The sequence below is a fragment of the Nocardia sputorum genome, assembly GCF_027924405.1.
Lineage (GTDB): Bacteria > Actinomycetota > Actinomycetes > Mycobacteriales > Mycobacteriaceae > Nocardia > Nocardia sputorum.
The window spans coordinates 4,654,979-4,671,768 of the sequence record NZ_AP026978.1 but is presented as its reverse complement, the minus strand read 5'-3'; the positions used below and the strand labels follow the sequence as shown (position 1 = coordinate 4,671,768).

The 16,790-nt window shown below is 68.7% G+C and carries 15 protein-coding genes; 7 read left to right on the top strand and 8 right to left on the bottom strand.

The genetic code is table 11. The features are described 5' to 3' along the window. Nucleotides 1-293 precede the first annotated feature (293 nt). The 3 genes from QMG86_RS21030 (at nt 294) to argH (ending at nt 4,190) form a co-directional block, all read left to right on the top strand. Entirely contained in the window at nt 294-809 is a 516-nt protein-coding gene (locus QMG86_RS21030; protein WP_281874327.1) for an arginine repressor, read from the top strand. Between the two features lie 283 nt (nt 810-1,092). Then, nucleotides 1,093-2,295 carry an argininosuccinate synthase gene (locus tag QMG86_RS21025; protein WP_281874326.1) on the top strand — a complete coding sequence of 401 codons (1,203 nt, stop codon included), beginning with the start codon at nt 1,093-1,095 and terminating at the stop codon, nt 2,293-2,295. 485 nt (nt 2,296-2,780) lie between these two features. Further along, on the top strand, nt 2,781-4,190 hold the full coding sequence (gene argH, locus QMG86_RS21020; RefSeq protein ID WP_281874325.1) for an argininosuccinate lyase: 1,410 nt from the start codon (nt 2,781-2,783) through the stop codon (nt 4,188-4,190). Nucleotides 4,191-4,221: 31 nt separating this feature from the next. On the opposite strand, the gene QMG86_RS21015 is transcribed toward argH, so the two are convergent. Continuing rightward, nucleotides 4,222-5,484 carry a cytochrome P450 family protein gene (locus QMG86_RS21015; RefSeq protein ID WP_281874324.1) on the bottom strand — a complete coding sequence of 421 codons (1,263 nt, stop codon included), beginning with the start codon at nt 5,482-5,484 and terminating at the stop codon, nt 4,222-4,224. A gap of 123 nt (nt 5,485-5,607) precedes the next feature. Between QMG86_RS21015 and QMG86_RS21010 the strand changes: the two genes are divergently transcribed. Then, nucleotides 5,608-5,931, top strand: a complete 324-nt coding sequence (locus tag QMG86_RS21010) for a DMT family transporter (RefSeq protein WP_281874322.1) — start codon at nt 5,608-5,610, stop codon at nt 5,929-5,931. A 96-nt stretch (nt 5,932-6,027) separates the two neighbouring features. On the opposite strand, the gene ilvA is transcribed toward QMG86_RS21010, so the two are convergent. Further along, a complete protein-coding gene (gene ilvA / locus QMG86_RS21005) occupies nt 6,028-7,248 on the bottom strand; it encodes a threonine ammonia-lyase (RefSeq protein ID WP_281874320.1) in 1,221 nt (406 codons plus the stop codon). Between the two features lie 30 nt (nt 7,249-7,278). Further along, on the bottom strand, nt 7,279-8,448 hold the full coding sequence (locus QMG86_RS21000; RefSeq protein WP_281874319.1) for a serine hydrolase domain-containing protein: 1,170 nt from the start codon (nt 8,446-8,448) through the stop codon (nt 7,279-7,281). Nucleotides 8,449-8,635: 187 nt separating this feature from the next. Between QMG86_RS21000 and QMG86_RS20995 the strand changes: the two genes are divergently transcribed. From QMG86_RS20995 to QMG86_RS20985, 3 genes are all read left to right on the top strand, one after another. After that, nucleotides 8,636-9,358, top strand: a complete 723-nt coding sequence (locus QMG86_RS20995) for a GntR family transcriptional regulator (RefSeq protein ID WP_281874318.1) — start codon at nt 8,636-8,638, stop codon at nt 9,356-9,358. A gap of 87 nt (nt 9,359-9,445) precedes the next feature. Continuing rightward, a complete protein-coding gene (locus QMG86_RS20990) occupies nt 9,446-10,933 on the top strand; it encodes an NCS1 family nucleobase:cation symporter-1 (RefSeq protein WP_281874316.1) in 1,488 nt (495 codons plus the stop codon). Continuing rightward, a complete protein-coding gene (locus tag QMG86_RS20985; protein WP_281874314.1) occupies nt 10,933-11,661 on the top strand; it encodes an aspartate/glutamate racemase family protein in 729 nt (242 codons plus the stop codon). The genes QMG86_RS20990 and QMG86_RS20985 overlap by 1 nt, the downstream gene beginning before the upstream one ends. Before the next feature lie 7 nt (nt 11,662-11,668). Here QMG86_RS20985 and QMG86_RS20980 read toward each other — a convergent pair whose 3' ends face one another. The 5 genes from QMG86_RS20980 to QMG86_RS20960 form a co-directional block, all read right to left on the bottom strand. Then, nucleotides 11,669-12,019, bottom strand: coding sequence for a hypothetical protein (locus tag QMG86_RS20980; RefSeq protein WP_281874312.1), 351 nt, complete (start codon nt 12,017-12,019; stop codon nt 11,669-11,671). Nucleotides 12,020-12,300: 281 nt separating this feature from the next. After that, a complete protein-coding gene (gene idi / locus QMG86_RS20975; RefSeq protein WP_281874310.1) occupies nt 12,301-12,876 on the bottom strand; it encodes an isopentenyl-diphosphate Delta-isomerase in 576 nt (191 codons plus the stop codon). Then, nucleotides 12,873-13,745, bottom strand: coding sequence for a geranyl diphosphate 2-C-methyltransferase (locus QMG86_RS20970; RefSeq protein ID WP_281874309.1), 873 nt, complete (start codon nt 13,743-13,745; stop codon nt 12,873-12,875). The genes idi and QMG86_RS20970 overlap by 4 nt, the downstream gene beginning before the upstream one ends. Before the next feature lie 55 nt (nt 13,746-13,800). Continuing rightward, on the bottom strand, nt 13,801-15,309 hold the full coding sequence (locus QMG86_RS20965) for a family 2 encapsulin nanocompartment cargo protein terpene cyclase (protein ID WP_281874307.1): 1,509 nt from the start codon (nt 15,307-15,309) through the stop codon (nt 13,801-13,803). A 15-nt stretch (nt 15,310-15,324) separates the two neighbouring features. Beyond that, nucleotides 15,325-16,731: a family 2B encapsulin nanocompartment shell protein gene (locus QMG86_RS20960; RefSeq protein ID WP_281874306.1), complete on the bottom strand. Its 1,407-nt coding sequence runs from the start codon at nt 16,729-16,731 to the stop codon at nt 15,325-15,327. Nucleotides 16,732-16,790 lie beyond the last annotated feature (59 nt).

Sequence of the window (16,790 nt, the reverse complement as noted above, 5' to 3'; positions counted from 1 at the left end):
CAGGCGGCAGCGGTGCCTGACCGCCTTCGCTCGTGCCGGAAGGCGCAGCGGGAGCGTTCAGGCCGGAAGGCGGCGGCGGAGCGTAACCGGCTCCGCTCGTGCCGGAAGGCGCAGCGTGAGCGAGGACGTGCGTATCACCCGGCATGGCCCGTGTTCATCTGTGCCCAGCGAGCGAATCGGTCCTCGACGCCTCGGCCCGCGCTGGACCAGCGAGGTGCGGCGGTGAGCCGGTGTCAGCGCCTGCGCCGCGCCCAGCCGCGTACGACGATCACATGCCCCGGCGAGGCGCGGTCATGAGCATCTCACAGTCGGAATCGGGACGAAGCGGCCCCGCCATCGCCCGCACCCGCGCCGGGCGGCAGTCGCGCATCGTCGAACTGCTGTCGGCGCACGCGGTCCGCAGCCAGACCGAGCTGGCGGCGCTGCTCGCGGCCGAAGGCATCGAAACCACGCAGGCGACATTGTCACGTGACCTCGACGAACTCGGGGCGGTGAAGCTGCGCGCGGCGGACGGCGGCGCGGGCGTCTACGTGGTGCCCGAGGACGGCAGCCCCGTGCGCGGCGTGACCGGCGGCACCGACCGCCTGTCCAAACTGCTCGGCGACCTGCTGGTCTCCACCGACGCCAGCGGCAACATCGCCGTCTTGCGCACCCCACCCGGCGCGGCTCACTACCTCGCCAGCGCCTTGGACCGCGCCGCCCTCCCGTACATCGTGGGCACCATCGCGGGCGACGACACCATCGCCGTCATCGCCCGCGAACCGCTGACCGGGGCGGAAGTGGCGGCGAAGATCGAACAACTAGCCTGATCGTCGCGCACGGGACAACCGATCTCGTACGAATACGGGTGACTCGCCGGGATGCCGGAACGCGTGACGAACGGGCGTGTTTCCTGCTGTGGGCAGACGGTGCGCCCGTGCTTCTGAGAGGGTAGAGGGGAGGGTGTCGGCCCAGCTCAGGGTTGGCCACACCCGATTATGAATGGGCTTGCATCGTCGTGCATAATCATTTGCAGGACGTGCGGGCCGCTGTGGCGGGAAGCCGGTCCGTATCACGCAGACGAGCACCGAAACATCGAGGAGCACACAGAACATGTCCGAGCGCGTCGTACTCGCCTACTCCGGTGGGCTGGACACCTCCGTCGCGATCAGCTGGATCGGCAAGGAGACCGGCGCCGAAGTGGTGGCCGTGGCCATCGACCTCGGCCAGGGCGGCGAGGACATGAACGTGGTGCGCCAGCGCGCCCTGGACTGCGGCGCGGTCGAGGCGATCGTGATCGACGCCCGCGACGAATTCGCCGACCAGTACTGCCTGCCCACCATCCAGGCCAACGCGCTGTACATGGGCCAGTACCCGCTGGTGTCGGCGATCAGCCGCCCACTGATCGTCAAGCACCTGGTCGAGGCCGCCAAGTTCCACGGCGCGACCACCGTCGCGCACGGCTGCACTGGCAAGGGCAACGACCAGGTCCGTTTCGAGGTGGGCATCGGCGCGCTCGCGCCCGACCTGAACGTGATCGCACCGGTGCGTGACTACGCCTGGACCCGGGAGAAGGCCATCGCCTTCGCCGAGGAGAACGCGCTGCCGATCAACGTCACCAAGAAGTCGCCGTTCTCCATCGACCAGAACGTCTGGGGCCGCGCGGTGGAGACCGGGTTCCTCGAGGACCTGTGGAACGCCCCGACCAAGGACGTCTACGACTACACCTCCGACCCGACGGTGAACTTCGAGGCGCCGGACGAACTGATCATCACCTTCGACAAGGGTGTGCCGGTGGCGATCGACGGCCGCCAGGTCAGCGTGCTGGAAGCGATCGTCGAGCTGAACAAGCGCGCGGGCCGCCAGGGCGTCGGCCGCCTGGACATGGTCGAGGACCGCTTGGTGGGCATCAAGAGCCGGGAGATCTACGAGGCGCCCGGCGCCATCGCGCTGATCACCGCGCATCAGGCGCTGGAGCACGTCACCATCGAGCGCGAACTGGGCCGCTACAAGCGGCAGGTCGAGCAGCGCTGGGGCGAGCTGGCCTACGACGGCCTGTGGTTCTCCCCGCTCAAGCGCGCGCTGGACGCCTTCGTCCTCGACACGCAGCAGCACGTCTCCGGTGACATCCGGATGGTCCTGCACGGCGGCTCGGCCGTGGTCAACGGCCGCCGCTCGGAGCAGTCGCTCTACGACTTCAACCTGGCCACCTACGACGAGGGCGATACCTTCGACCAGTCGCTGGCCAAGGGCTTCGTCCAGATCCACGGCCTGTCCTCCAAGGTCGCCGCCCGCCGCGACCTGAACCAGAAGTAGGCCGCAGGCGTGCCGGTGCCGAAACGAGCACCGGCACGCGAACGCCTGCCGCGAGGTCGTAGTCTCGAGTCGGCGTTCGGAGCGCGCTGACAGGGCAGCAGTGCGCCCTGACAGCCACCTGCGAACGCCTTCGCCCCGGCGCATGAGGCCGCTGTCGGCGGATAGCGTCGAGCAACCACCGAACGGCCCAGCTGCGTCGAGCAGAAACGACTCGACCTCGCGCCGACGCAACAACTGGTTCCGCGAGCCAACGGAACGACTGGGTCGTAAGCCACGCCGACCTGATCCCCAAGCCAGCGCACAACCGATCTCACGAATCAACGCACGAACTGATTTCGCAAGAACATGGGTAACTCACCGGGTACGCCCAGAACCCGACGGTCACCCAACGCAGGACCTGAACGTGAAACAGCCCCGTCCCCGACTTGCACGGCCTCGAGGCCCAGCGAGGCGGGGAGCCTGAATATCCGGAGAGGCGGAACAGCATGAGCACGAACCAAGGCGCGCTTTGGGGCGGCCGATTCGCCTCCGGCCCGGCCGAGGCCATGGCCGCGCTGAGCAAGTCGACGCACTTCGATTGGGCACTGGCCCCCTATGACATCCGCGCCTCGAAGGCACACGCACGGGTGCTGCACAAGGCCGGGCTGCTGTCCGACGCCGATCTGTCCGGCATGCTGGACGGGTTGGACCGCCTCGCGGCGGACGTGGCTTCCGGCGCGTTCGGCCCGGCCGAATCGGACGAGGACGTGCACGGCGCGCTGGAACGCGGCCTGATCGAACGGGTCGGTCCGGAGCTCGGTGGCCGGTTGCGGGCGGGGCGTTCGCGCAACGACCAGGTGGCCACGCTGTTCCGGATGTGGCTGCGCGACGGCGTGCGCCGGGTGGCCGCCGGCGTGCTCGCGGTGGTCGACGCGCTGGTGCAGCAGGCCGCCGCGCATCCGGACGCGGTCATGCCGGGCAAGACCCATCTGCAGGCGGCGCAGCCGGTGCTGCTGGCCCATCATCTGCTCGCGCACGCCCACCCGCTGCTGCGCGACCTGGACCGGCTGCGTGATTTCGATCGCCGCGCGGCGGTGTCGCCCTACGGTTCCGGTGCGCTGGCGGGTTCCTCGCTCGGGCTCGACCCGGAGGCGATCGCGGCGGAACTGGATTTCGACTCGGCCGCCGCCAACTCGATCGACGCCACCTCGGCGCGGGACTTCGCCGCCGAGGCCGCGTTCGTGCTCGCCATGATCGGCGTCGACCTGAGCCGGATGGCCGAAGAGGTCATTGTCTGGAGCACACCGGAGTTCGGTTACGTCACCCTGGCGGACGCCTGGTCGACGGGGTCGTCGATCATGCCGCAGAAGAAGAATCCGGACGTCTCCGAGCTGACTCGCGGCAAGGCGGGCCGGTTGATCGGCAACCTCACCGGCCTGCTGGCCACGCTCAAGGCGCAACCGCTGGCCTACAACCGTGACCTGCAGGAGGACAAGGAGCCGCTGTTCGATTCGGTCGCGCAACTCGAACTGCTGCTCCCGGCGATCGCCGGCCTGGTCTCGACACTGACTTTCCACACCGATCGCATGGCCGAACTCGCGCCCGCCGGTTTCACGCTGGCCACCGACATCGCCGAATGGCTTGTCCGCCAGGGTGTTCCGTTCCGGGTCGCGCACGAGGCGGCGGGTGCGTGCGTGCGTGTCGCGGAATCCCGCGGCGTCGGCCTGGACGAACTCACCGACGAGGAGTTCGCCGCGGTCGACCCGGCGCTGACCGGGAAGGTGCGCGAGGTGCTCACCGTGCAAGGGTCCATCGCGTCCCGCGACGCCCGGGGCGGTACGGCCGGTGTGCAGGTCGCGGCGCAGCTCGCGGAGGTGCGCGAGGCGGCGGCCGCGGCGCGGGCCTGGCTGGACTGAACCCGTTTCGCTGACCAGCGGGTGAATCGGCCTAGCCGACGATGGTGATGTCGGCGCCGCTGAACAGCAGATCGCCGCGGCGCCGGATGCCCCGGGCCTCCGCCATCGGTTCGGCCTCCGGCGCCAGCTCGCGCAACTGCCGGAGGAATACCTCGACGGCCAGCGTGGCCATGCTCTTGCCGGGGCAGACGTGCCTGCCGAAGCCGAAGGTCAACGGCAACTTGCCGGTCCCGTCCAGCGCCAGGCAGTCGGGGAAGGCTTCCGGATCGCGGTTGGCCGCGGCGAACAGCACGAGCAGCGGTCCGGCGGGCAGCCGCGTGCCACTGGAGAGCACGACCGGCGTCCTGGTTCGGCGCTTCCATGCCACCAGCCCGGGATCCAGTTGCAGGATTTTCGCGGCGACCCGTGTTCCGCCCTCCGGTTCGGTCAGGAGGTTCCACCAGTTCCGGTCCGGATCGCCGAGCAACCGCTGTACGCCTTGCTGGATGCTGCCGCTCACCGTGTGCACTCCGGCGGCGAGCGAATTCGCCATGGCCGACACCGCGATCCGATGGGAGAGCCCGGCGTCGCGGAGCTTGCGCGCGAACCCGGCCGCCTCGCTGCCCCGGCCTTCTCGCACCGCTCTGCCGCTCACCGTGAACAACCACCCCAGCGCGCTCACCGCGTCGGCCAGTTCGCGTCCACGCATCACCCGGCCGAGCAGCCCCGATTGCGCTCCGCTCCACGCGGCCACGTGCGGCCAGTCCGCTGCGGGCAGGCCGACCGCCGCGCAGACGGTCCGGGCGGCGTAGCCGATGGACAGGGCGGTCACGTCCAACGGCGACCCGGCGCGGAATCCCGCGTCTCGCACCGCCTCGTGGAAGTGCTCGGCCATCTGCGCGGCCCGAGCGGGCCGATCCGCCGCGGAAATCGTGAAATGCCCCTCCGGCCCGGCCATGGTGTTCCACACGCGCTTGTGCAGCCGATCGTCGGCCAGGTTGGCGGTGGCCTTCGCGGGTGGCGGAACCAAATGCCGGACGAAATGCGGGATGGCTTGCGGTGTCGCCGCGATGCGCGCGTAACCGACCAGCGGGTCGAGCGAATTCGTATTGGAAATCCCGGGCGTCGTCGCGTCCAGCACCTCGCGCACGTCGGCGTACTTCCAGATCATGCGCAGCCCGCAGCGGTGCGCATAAGTCGGCTCGGGCCACTCGTGCAACCGCCGATACCGCTCGTCGCGCTCGGCGTACGGCAACTCGTTGCACGTCACTTCATCGAAGGGAAAATCGGTTACCGCAACGTCTGAGCTACGCATGGCGCGATGGTATCGACGCATCGGCCGAGGTCGCCGTGCCGCGAATCCCCGGTGCTGGGGAGCGGCCGCGGGAGGCGATCGCGGACCGGTGCGCGCCCGCACGGCTGTGGCTACGCTGCGAAAATGACCTTGTTCCTGCTCGCTATGGCCATCGCTTCCGAGGTGACCGCCACCGTTTCGCTGAAATTGTCCGACGGATTCGCCAAGCTCGTCCCCTCCATCGTGGTGGTCGTCGGCTATTGCGCGGCGTTCTTCTTCCTGGCCCAGGCGTTGAAGCGGGGCATGCCGATCGGGGTCGCCTACGGCATCTGGTCGGCGGTCGGCGTCGCCGCGATCGCGGTGATCGGCGTGCTTTTCCTCGAGGAGCGGCTGACCTTGGTACAGGTCGGCGGCATCGCCCTCGTGATCCTCGGCGTACTCGCCCTGGAACTAGGCGGTGCGCACTGACGCCGACCACGCGCACGAGCGGCACCTGGTTGCGGCATTTCGCGAGTAGGTTCCTCGGTGGTGTGCCACTCGATGAAGCCCGGACAGCGGCATCGGTCAATCCGAGTCGCGGACCGCGTATCCCGCGTTCGCGAGGGCGGTGAGCACGTCGTCGCGGTGGTCGCGGCCTCGTGTTTCCAGGGTGAGGGCCACCTCGACCTCGTCGACCGCCAGCCAGGTCCCGGTCCGCGAATGCGCCACGTCGACCACACTGGCGCCCGTCTTCCCGATCACCGCGAGCAGCGCCCCCAGTGCGCCGGGGCGATCGGAAATGGTCACCCGCACGGCCAGATAACGGCCTGCCGCGCTCAGGCCGTGCCCGATCACCCGGGTCAGCAGCAGCGGGTCGATGTTGCCGCCGGACAGGATCGCGCAGACCGGCCCGCGCAGGCCGAGTTCCTCCGGCGCGTGACTGGTCAGGGCGGCGACCGCGGCGGCGCCCGCGGGCTCGACGATCAGCTTCGCGCGTTCCAGGCACAGCAGCAACGCCTGCGACAGCGCTTCCTCGTCCACCGTGACGATGCGCGAAACATGCTGCGCCACATGATCGAACGGCACGATGCCGGGACGCCCGACCGCGATGCCGTCGGCCATCGTCGCCATCCGATCGACCCGCACCGGGCGGCCGGCCGCCAGCGAGTCCGGCCAGGCGGCGGCTTCCGCCGCTTGCACCCCGATGACGCGCGCGTCCGGCGCCAGCTGCCGCAGCGCGACCGCGACTCCCGCCAAGAGCCCTCCGCCGCCGGTGGGCACGAGCACCGTGCCCACCTGGGGCAACTGCTCCGCGATCTCCGTGCCGACGGTGGCCTGACCGGCCACGATATCGGGATGGTCGAACGGGTGGATCAGTGTCGCCCCGGTCCGGTCGGCGAAATCCAAGGCGGCCTCCAGCGACTCGTCGATGGTTTCGCCGACCTGGCGGACCTGCGCGCCGTACGCCTTGGTCGCCATCAGTTTCGGCAGCGACGCCCCGACCGGCATGAACACCGTCGAGGCGATGCCGAGCGACGCCGCCGACCACGCGACGCCCTGCGCATGGTTACCGGCGCTCGCGGCCACGACGCCGCGCTCCCGCGCTTCCCGCGGCAGATTCGCGATCCGGTTGTAGGCGCCGCGTGGCTTGAACGAACCGGTGCGCTGCAAGTTCTCGCACTTCAGCCACACCTCGGCGCCCACGCGTTCGGACAGCACCCGCGAGGCCAGCAGCGGCGTGCGCCGGATCACCGGGGCGAGCAGCCGCGCGGCCGCCTCGATCCGGACCATGTCGACCGATTCCATACCGCCATGCTGCCACTCGGGCCGGGGAGGTCAGGCCGCTCTGGCGAGGTTGTGCGCCAGCGCGCCCAATCGTGCCAGGCGCGCGTCACCGAGCGGTGTGATCCTGCTGCCCAGGCGATTGGTGACGAAGCCGAGCGACATCCCGGTCACCGGGTCGGCGAAACCGCCGGAGCCGCCGAGGCCGAAATGGCCGAAAGCCGAGATCGGTTCGGCCTTGGACGGCTTCATCGGCACGCCGTGGTAACCGAGGGCCCAAGGGATGCGGAAGGCCAGCACGTAGTCCGGGGTGAACACCTGCCGCCGGGTCATCCGCTCGATGGTGTCCGGGCTCAGCAGCCGGTAGCCGTCCAGCCGGCCGCCGTTGGCGAGCGCGCCGTACACGCGGGCCAGCGCGCGGGCGGAGAAGACGCCGTTGAGGCCGGGCATCACCGAGTCGTACAGGCGCGGATCCGCTACCAGCTCGGCGAATCCCACCGGGGTGGTATCGGCGGCGGCCGCGAAACGGGTCCGGGCGAGCAGCCGCGAGCTGCGCTCCCAGCTCATGCCCGCCACCGTCAGGCGCGGGAAATTGGTGGCGATACGCCCGCGTTCGGAGGCCGGGACCCGGAACCAGAGGTCCTCGGCCGCAAGCGGCTCCGCGATCTCGGTGCGCAGCACATCGGTGAATTCCGCTCCGGTCACCCGCCGCACCAGTTCGGCGGTGAGGTGCCCATAGGTGATGCCGTGGTAGCCGCTGGTCACCCTGTGGCGCGGATCGGGCGCGGCGGCCGCGAGCGCCGCGGTGACCGCGGCGTCGTCGAAGAATCGCTCGACGGGCCCGGGCAGCAGCCCGCGCAGCCGGTGCAGCCCGGCCCGGTGCGTCAGCATCGCTCGCACGCTGATGTGTTCCTTGCCCGCCGCCGCGAACTCCGGCCAGTACGTCGCGACCGGCTCGTCGTAGTCGATCAGGCCGCGCTCGGCCAGACGATGCACGAGTGTGCTGGCGATCCCCTTGCCGGTGGAGTAGGCCATCGCGATAGTGTCGTGCGCCCACGGGACGTGGGGGTGCGCGTATCCGGCCCAGACGTCGACCACCGGCTCGCCGTGCAGGTAGACCGCCAGCGCGCCGCCGCCGTCGGACGGACGCCGGAACAGCCGGTCGAACTCCGCCACCAGTCGCGCGAAACGGCGATCTACGAACTGCCCTGCCGAAACTGTCATCGGAACCTGTGCCTGTCTTTCAGCGCCTGCGGCGTCGCGAACAATCCCATGCTAGGTGTCTCGTTTCGCTCGAGACCGGTGGCCGGGACCCGCACCCACCACGCGACCGGTCGGTACTGTGAGAAGACGTTTCCTGACCGTCACACGGGTGACCGGGAACGCAACACGCTGCCCCTAGCGTGTTGCCATGCCCCCGAGACGACGTTCGGCGCTGCTCGCGAGGTTGGTCGTCGACACACCCGGCCGCCCGCAGATCATCCTCGGCGAACTGCGCCGGGTGATCCTCGACGGGGCGGTGCCGCCCCGCACCGTCATCCCGCTGCGCGAGGTGGCGGAACTGTTCGGCGTGAGCCATATTCCGGTGCGCGAAGCGCTCAAGACACTGATCGGGGAGGGGCTGGTCACCCACGAGCCGCACGCGGGGTACACGGTGGCGCAACTGACCGCCGCCGAGTTGCGCGAGATGTACATCGCGCGGCAGACCTTGGAGACGGCCTCGCTCGCCGCGGCCGCCATGAACCACTCCGCCGCCGACCGCGCCGAACTGCTGGATGTGACCGAGGCCCTGGAACAGGCGATTCGCGACGACGACCCGGCCGCCTACCACCGTGGGTCGCGTGCCTTCCATGTGGCGCTGACCCGGCCGTCACGCATGTTTCGACTGCTGCACATGTTAGAAGCGGCGTGGAACGTCACCGAGCCGGTGCAGTCGATGGTGCACATCGGCCGGGCCGACCGAGTGCGGCTGCACACCGACCACGCGTTGATGCTGGACGCGTTCCTGGCCCGGGATGTCGAGCGCCTGCTGCTCGTCGCCGAACATCACCATCGCAGGCTGGAGTCCGTGATCGCGACCTTGCCCACCGATACTGGTCTGCTCGCGCCGGAAGATATATCTGCCGCGCAATAGCCGGGCAATAACCGCGCAATGGACGGGCAATAGCAGATTCCTACCGTCGTTTCGATCACCGTTTTCACCCTTCGGATGGGAAACACCATGACCGAAACCATCGCCGCGGCAGCCGCTCCCGAGCGGATCGCCCCCGTCGGCTACGACCCACGGCTGACCAACGACGATCTCGCGCCGCTGCGCAAGCAGAACTGGGGCTCTTACAACATCTTCGCGTTCTGGATGTCGGACGTGCACAGCGTCGGTGGCTATGTCACCGCGGGCAGCTTGTTCGCGCTCGGCTTGGCCAGCTGGCAGGTACTGGTGGCCCTGCTGATCGGGATCACCCTGGTGTATTTCTTCTGCAATCTGGTCGCCAAGCCGAGTCAGATGACCGGCGTGCCGTACCCGGTCATCTGCCGCAGTGCGTTCGGCGTGCTCGGCGCCAACATCCCCGCGATCATCCGCGGGCTGATCGCGGTGGCCTGGTACGGCATTCAGACGTTTCTCGCTTCGGCGGCACTGGATGTCGTATTGGTGAAGCTGTTTCCGTCCCTCGGGCCCTACGCGGTGGCAGGCGACTACGGGTTCCTCGGTCTGTCGCTGCTCGGCTGGGGCAGCTATTTGACGCTGTGGGTGGTGCAGGCCTGTGTTTTCTGGCAGGGCATGGAGTCCATTCGCCGGTTCATCGACTTCTGCGGGCCCGCGGTGTACGTGGTGATGTTCCTGTTGTGCGGTTACCTGATCGCGAAGGCCGGCTGGGGCGCGATCGATCTGAACCTGGGCGCGGTGCGGTACACCGGATGGGACTCGGTGCCGGTGATGCTGGGCGCCATCGCGCTCGTGGTCTCCTACTTCTCCGGGCCGATGTTGAATTTCGGCGACTTCTCCCGGTACGGCAAGTCCTTCGCCGTGGTTCGCCGGGGCAACCTGCTCGGTCTCCCGCTGAACTTCCTGCTGTTCTCGTTGCTGGTGGTGATCACCGCCTCGCTGACGGTGCCGGTCTACGGCGAGCTGATCACCGACCCGGTCGCCACGGTGGCGCGCATCGACAGCACCTTCGCGATCGTGCTCGGCGCACTGACCTTCACTGTCGCCACCATCGGCATCAACATCGTCGCGAACTTCATCTCGCCGGCCTTCGACTTCTCGCATGTGAGTCCGCAGCGCGTCAGCTGGCGCGCGGGCGGCATGATCGCCGCGGTGGGCTCGGTGCTGATCACGCCGTGGAATCTCTACAACAACCCGGAGGTCATCCACTACACGCTGGAGGTGCTCGGCGCCTTCATCGGCCCTCTGTTCGGGGTGCTCATCGCCGATTACTACCTCGTGCGCAAGCAACGCGTGGCGGTGGACGACCTGTTCACGATGTCCAGCAGCGGGCGCTATTGGTATCGCGGCGGATACAACCCGGCCGCGGTGATCGCGACGGTCGTCGGCGCGCTGGTCGCGGTGATCCCCGTGCTGGCCAAGGACGTCACCGGTATGTACACCGCGGCCCAGTACAGCTGGTTCGTCGGTTGCGGACTCGGCTTCGTGGCCTACTACGTCCTGGCCACGCGCACCCGGCCGGCGGTGCGGGAGAGCGCGGCCTGATGCGTATTCGCGTGGTCAACCCCAACACCTCCCGGGCGATGACCGACACGATCGAGCGGTGTGCCAGGGCCGTCGCTGGTCCTGGCACCCTGCTCGACGCGGTGACCTCGGAGATGGGACCGGCCTCGATCGAAAGTCACTACGACGAAGCGCTCAGCGTTCCCGGCCTGCTCGCCGCGATCCGGCGCGGGGAGGCCGAGGGGGTCGACGGCTACGTGCTGGCCTGCTTCGGCGACCCCGGTCTCGACGCCGCGCGCGAGCTGGCCGGGGGACCGGTGATCGGGATCGCCGAGGCCGCCATGCGTACCGCCGCTCATCTCGGTCGTGGGTTCAGCGTGGTCACCACCCTGGGCCGGACCGTCGGCCGGGCGGCCGATCTGGCGGAGCGCTACGGGATGCGGCGCTTCTGCCGCGGTATCCACGCCTGTGAGATTCCCGTGCTCGCCCTCGACAGCGATCCGGACGCGCGCGAGATCGTCACCGAAGCGTGCAGGGAAGCGGTCGAGGCGGACCGGTCCGATGCGATCGTTCTGGGCTGCGCGGGGATGGCCGATCTGTCCGCGCAGGTGCGCGCCAAGGTCGGCGTGCCGGTGGTGGACGGTGTTGCGGCGGCGACCCTGACCGTCCAATCGCTGCTCACGCTCGGTCTGCGCAAGTCCGGACGGGGCGAATTCGCCGCGCCGCCGCCGAAGCCGTTCACCGGCTCGCTGCGATCGTTCGGCACCTGAGCGAGGCTCAGGCGGCTACCGCGATGGCGAGCTTGCGCAGCTCGGCGTCCGGGTCGGCGACGTCGACCACCAGGCGTGTGACATCGGCGCCCGCCAAGTCGATACGGATGGCGTGTCCGTCGAAGCGTGTGTCCCAGAATTCCTTGCGGCCCTTGCCGCGAAATGTCCCGGCCGCGATCACGCCGGGGAAGAAGGTGCCGGGCGCGCGCACCCACGGCGGGCGGCGGTCTACCCCGGCCAGGCCGAGCGCGGTGATGTCCGACAAATCGAAGGTCAGGTGGTCGCGCAGTGCCAGCACTTGATGTGCGCCGAGCACGTGCACCGTCACCCTCGTTCCGGTGACCTCGAATTCGACCATCACGCACCTCACTTCACCGAGAACTCGTACAACATCAACGATGCAGAACGGTCCTGGCCGCAGCCTGTGCCGTTCCTATGAGTTCTCTCAGGTTGGCTCCATGGTGTTACAGGGATATGCGCATCCAATCATGTGATCCACTAGTGACCGCAGTGACGAGCAGGTATGTCGAGCCGCACTACAGCCGAGAACAGAACCCATTGCGGGCCGGATCGAGGCAGCGGTGCAGTCGATGCTGCGCTTCGCCGCCTCGCTCCAGGGAGATCGAGCGAACGCGACGCTCAGGGTGCCGTAGCGCGGGTGACGTGCGCGTGCTCCGCGATGTCGAGCACACCCGCCAGCCACGGCGTGTAGGCATCCGGATTGTCGGCCAGGGCGTCGCGTAGTGCGTCCGGTTGGATCCAGGCGAAGTCGGCGACTTCGGCCGGGTCTGGCCGAGGCGTGCCGATGTCCAGCCGCCCGATCAGCACGTGATCCCATTCGGACTCCACGCGGCCGGTGCGGAGGTCCGCCGCGTGGTAGCGGTAGACGCCCGCCTCGGTGAGCGCGATCGTCAGGCCCATCTCCTCGGCCAAGCGCAGCCCCGCCGCGGTTGCGACGGGTTCGCCCGGGGCGGGGTGGCCGCAGCAGGTGTTGGCCCACAGCGACGGAAACCTGGTCTTCACCGCCGCGCGCTGCTGTAACAGGACCCGGCCGGCCGAGTCGAACAGCAACACGGAGAACGCGCGGTGCAGTAGTCCCGGAGCCAGGTGGGCCTCGGCGACCGAGCACGCGCCGACCGCGCGGCCCGCGTCGTCGACGAGCTCGACGGGCAGGGCCTCGCGGTCGGTGTACGGCTGGACGAGGGTGTCGGTCACCTGCCCACCTTATCGGCGGCGATGAGCAGGTAGTGGAAGCTGCCCTCCCGGTACGCGGTCAGGAACGGCTTCTCGACACCCGTGGCGAGCTCGGATTTCGTGCGCAGCTCCCAGTACGGGATGGTCGCCGCGGTGAGTTCGGTCACGGCGATGGGCACGAGGTCGTTCTCGGCCATGGCGCGGAAGTACTCGCTGCGCGGATGGATCATGCAGCCGTAGTGCGCGTCGATCCAGCTCACCGAGGACGAGCGGCCGCCGGTCACGTCGTTGGAGCAGCCGGTGATGCACACGTAGCGCCCGCCCGGCTCCAAGAGGCGGGAGAACTCGCGGAACAGGTCGAACAGGTCCACGTACATGGTGGTCTCGTTGGTCCAGATCCCGCGCATGGAGCCGCTCTCGAATCCGGTGTCCAGCATGTTGCGGAAGTGGAACCGCACCTTGTCCGCGACGCCGCGGCGGACGGCCTGATCGTTGGCGAAGCCGACCTGGTACTCGGAGATGGTGACGCCGTCGACCTGGCAGCCGAAGCGCTGGTTGGCCATGAAGCTGGTGCCGCCGCGACCGGAGCCGCCGTCCATCAGCCGGTCGCCGGGACGGATGTCGCCGAGGTGGTCGAGCAGGAAATCCGCCTGCGCGGTCTCCAGCCGGTGCAGTTCGGTGACGATGCGCTCCTCGCGGGTGTCCTCCGGGCCGGTCAGCACGGACAGGTCCGGGTCGCCGATGCCGTAGTGGTGGTGGTAGAGCCCGTCGACTTCACCGAGTTTGGTGTTGACCCGGTCGTCGTTCGGGTTGTTGTTCCAGTACGCGGCGACGGATTTCTGGTAGCTGGTACGCAGAACGGTCCCGGTCTCCGGGTTGAGCATGGTCATGCGCGATCATCCTCTCTCGGTGCGGTACTGCTTCATTGCTCACTTGCGGGTAGCTTCAGTGCGGGTCGCGATAGCGTTTGCTGTCGGCGTGCCAGGCGCGGTTGCCTCCCATCCAGGCCCACAGGCCGGTGAGGAAGCGGCGTAATTCCGGTGAGCCCAGCGCGGCCAAGGGCGCCGCCTCCCGTTCGAACCGGTGCACCAGTTCGTCGTGTACCTCGGCGGTGCGCAGCACGGCCTCGCGGCGCGAGCAGCGCTCCTCTGCGGCCAGGACGGTCGGCAGATTGAACTCTCTGCCGTTGGAGAGGTCCTCACGCGCCATCGAGTACAGGTCGTTCACCATCTGGCTGGCCAGCGCCGCCGTGGTGACCACGCGGCGGACCGCGGGGTCGGTGTATTCCGCGGCCTGCAACTCGTAGCCGCCGACCACGTCGGTCGGCGCCATGCACGGCAGGAAACTGTGCGGTTGCCGGTTGGTCAGGTACTCCCACACCGGCGGCATCCGCCCCGCGGCCCGCCAGCCCGCCTCCGCGCCGAGCGCGATGAACCAGCCCGCGATCTCGGTGCGCAGCCGGGCCAGTTGCGCCGGACGCGCATAGCGGGCGAGATGCTCGAAGGACGTGCGGAAAGCGCGCAGGATCGGGTCGGCGTCGAGGGCCGCCTCGAGCTGCGCGACGTACCGCGCGGGAAGGTGCACCGGGTCCATGGCGGCGGCCGCCAATTCGAGCCGGGGACCCAGCTCCGCCTCGGCGCTGGAGGGGGTGCCGTCCGGAGCCCGGTCGTCGGCGTCCTCCTCGCAGTAGTAGTCGTCCACGGACCATTCCGAGACCGCGCACTTCGCCGCCGCCAGCAGCAGGTCGGCGTTGTCGCAGTCCGGGTGGGCGAGCATGATCAACCGGCCGAAATCGGCGTCGCGCAATTCGTCCAGCCGGCCTTCGTACAGCCCGATGTCCCTGGCCCACTCGACGATGCCGGTGTTGACGGCCTCGGCGAGCGCCGGATCGTCGCGCAGCGGCGGCGGGCAGTACAGCGGCGGGATCGGGTCCTCGCGATCGCGGTACTCGGTGGCCGTGCCCGATCCGGCCACCACAGCCGCGCCGTCCGATCGGGTTCGCTGCAGCGGCATGGGCTCGGGCGTGCGTGGCAGCGTGGCCAAGCCGTGGATTCCCGATAACGCCGCCGCCGTGCCGAGCCCGGTGGGTCCGGCGGGGACGCGTGACGCTGTCGGCGACTGCGTTCTCCCCGCCGCCGGGGTCGGCACTCGAGCGCTGCCGAAGGTAGGCGACGGAGTGCTGATGCCGCCATGGGCGGGGGAGGATGTCGCGCTGGTGGACGTGGTTCCACGATCCGGAAGCAGTAGTGCTGCGGTACCCAGCCCGGAGGGACCGAGCAACCGGCCGGGCTTCCCGCCCTTTTCGCTCGGCAGCGAAATACCGTGCGCCTCAACCTTTTCGGATGTGAAAAGCTCGGCCGGAGCGGACGTCCGGGTGTTGGTGAGTAGCGCCACGACGGCGGCGGCCACCTCATCGGTGGCATGCGCCGCCCCGGCGCGGGAGAGCACCGACATGCCCATCACCCCCGGTCAGTCGGCTTGCCGGGCGACCGAGACGTTGTCGAGCACTCCGAGGGCATCCGGCACCAGCACGGCCGCCGAGTAGTAGCAGCTGATCAGGTAGGAGATGATCGACTGGTCATCGATGCCCTTGAAGCGCACGTTCAGGCTCGGCTCGTACTCGTCCGGGATCCCGGTCTGGTGCAGGCCGATCACGCCCTGATCCTTCTCGCCGGTGCGCATGGCCAGGATCGAGGTGGTCTGGGTGTCGCTGACCGGGATCTTGCCGCACGGGAATATCGGTACGCCACGCCATGCGGGCACACGGTGCCCGTCCACCTCGACCGGATCCGGGTAGATCCCGCGCTTGGTGCATTCGCGTCCGAACGCGGCGATCGCCTTCGGGTGAGCGAGGAACAATTTCGTGCTGCGGCGCATGCTGAGCAGTTCGTCGAAGTCGTCCGGGGTGGGCGCGCCGGACTCGGTGTAGATGCGCTGTTTCAGATCGCAGTTGTGCAGCAGACCGAAATCAGGATTGTTGACCAGGTCGTATTCGCGCCGTTCGTAGAGAGCTTCGATGGTCAGGCGCAATTGCTGCTCGACCTGATTCATCGGGTCGTTGAACAAATCGGCGACCCGGGTGTGCACCCGCAGCACGCTCTGCGCGAGGCTGAGTTCGTATTGGCGCGGCGCGGCGTCGTAGTCGACGAACGTGCCTTCCAGCAGCGGTTCGCCGGCGTGGCCGGAGGAGATCGTGATGTCGGCCTCGCCCTTGTTGTTCTGCGGACGACTGGGCGCTGCGGCGACGCGGTCGAGTTGCTCCCGCAGCGCCGGAGTGTTGTCGAGGAATTCCGTCAGCGATTGCCGCGGCAGGGCCAGGACGGTCGTCCGCGTGACCGTCTTGATGGTGACCGGCCAGATCGCCGAGGGCTCGGTGAGCAGGGTGTCGCCGAAGAAGTCGCCACCGCCCAGGATGCCGAGCTTCGTCTGCTCGCCGTATTCACCTGATCCGATCTTGCTCAATTTGCCGTGCACGATCAGCACGACTTGATCCATGGCATTACCGAATTCCGCCACCACGGTGCCGGGTCCGAGATCGCGTTGTTCGAAACGATCGGCGAGGCCGCGCAGGACTTCCTCGTCGTCGAATCCGCGAAGTGCCGGAAGTTCTTGCAATTCCAGCGGAATCACCCGCGCGGTGGAACCGTCGATGACGAATTCCACCTCGCCGTTGCCCACGGTGTGCGTCAGGCGGCGATTGACCCGGTACACACCGCCGTTGACCTGCGTCCACGGGAGCGCGCGAGTGAGCCACCGGGAGCTGATGCCCTGCATCTGCGGTTCGGATTTGGTGGTGTGCGCGAGCAGCCCCGCCGTGCTGGTGCTCAGGCTCTTGCGCACGTTGTTTTCCGTTTGGACTGGCATTTCAATGGTCATGCGTGGTCCTCACCTCGAGACGGCCACCGGGACATGGTGACGGGTTGTGGAGCAGGGTG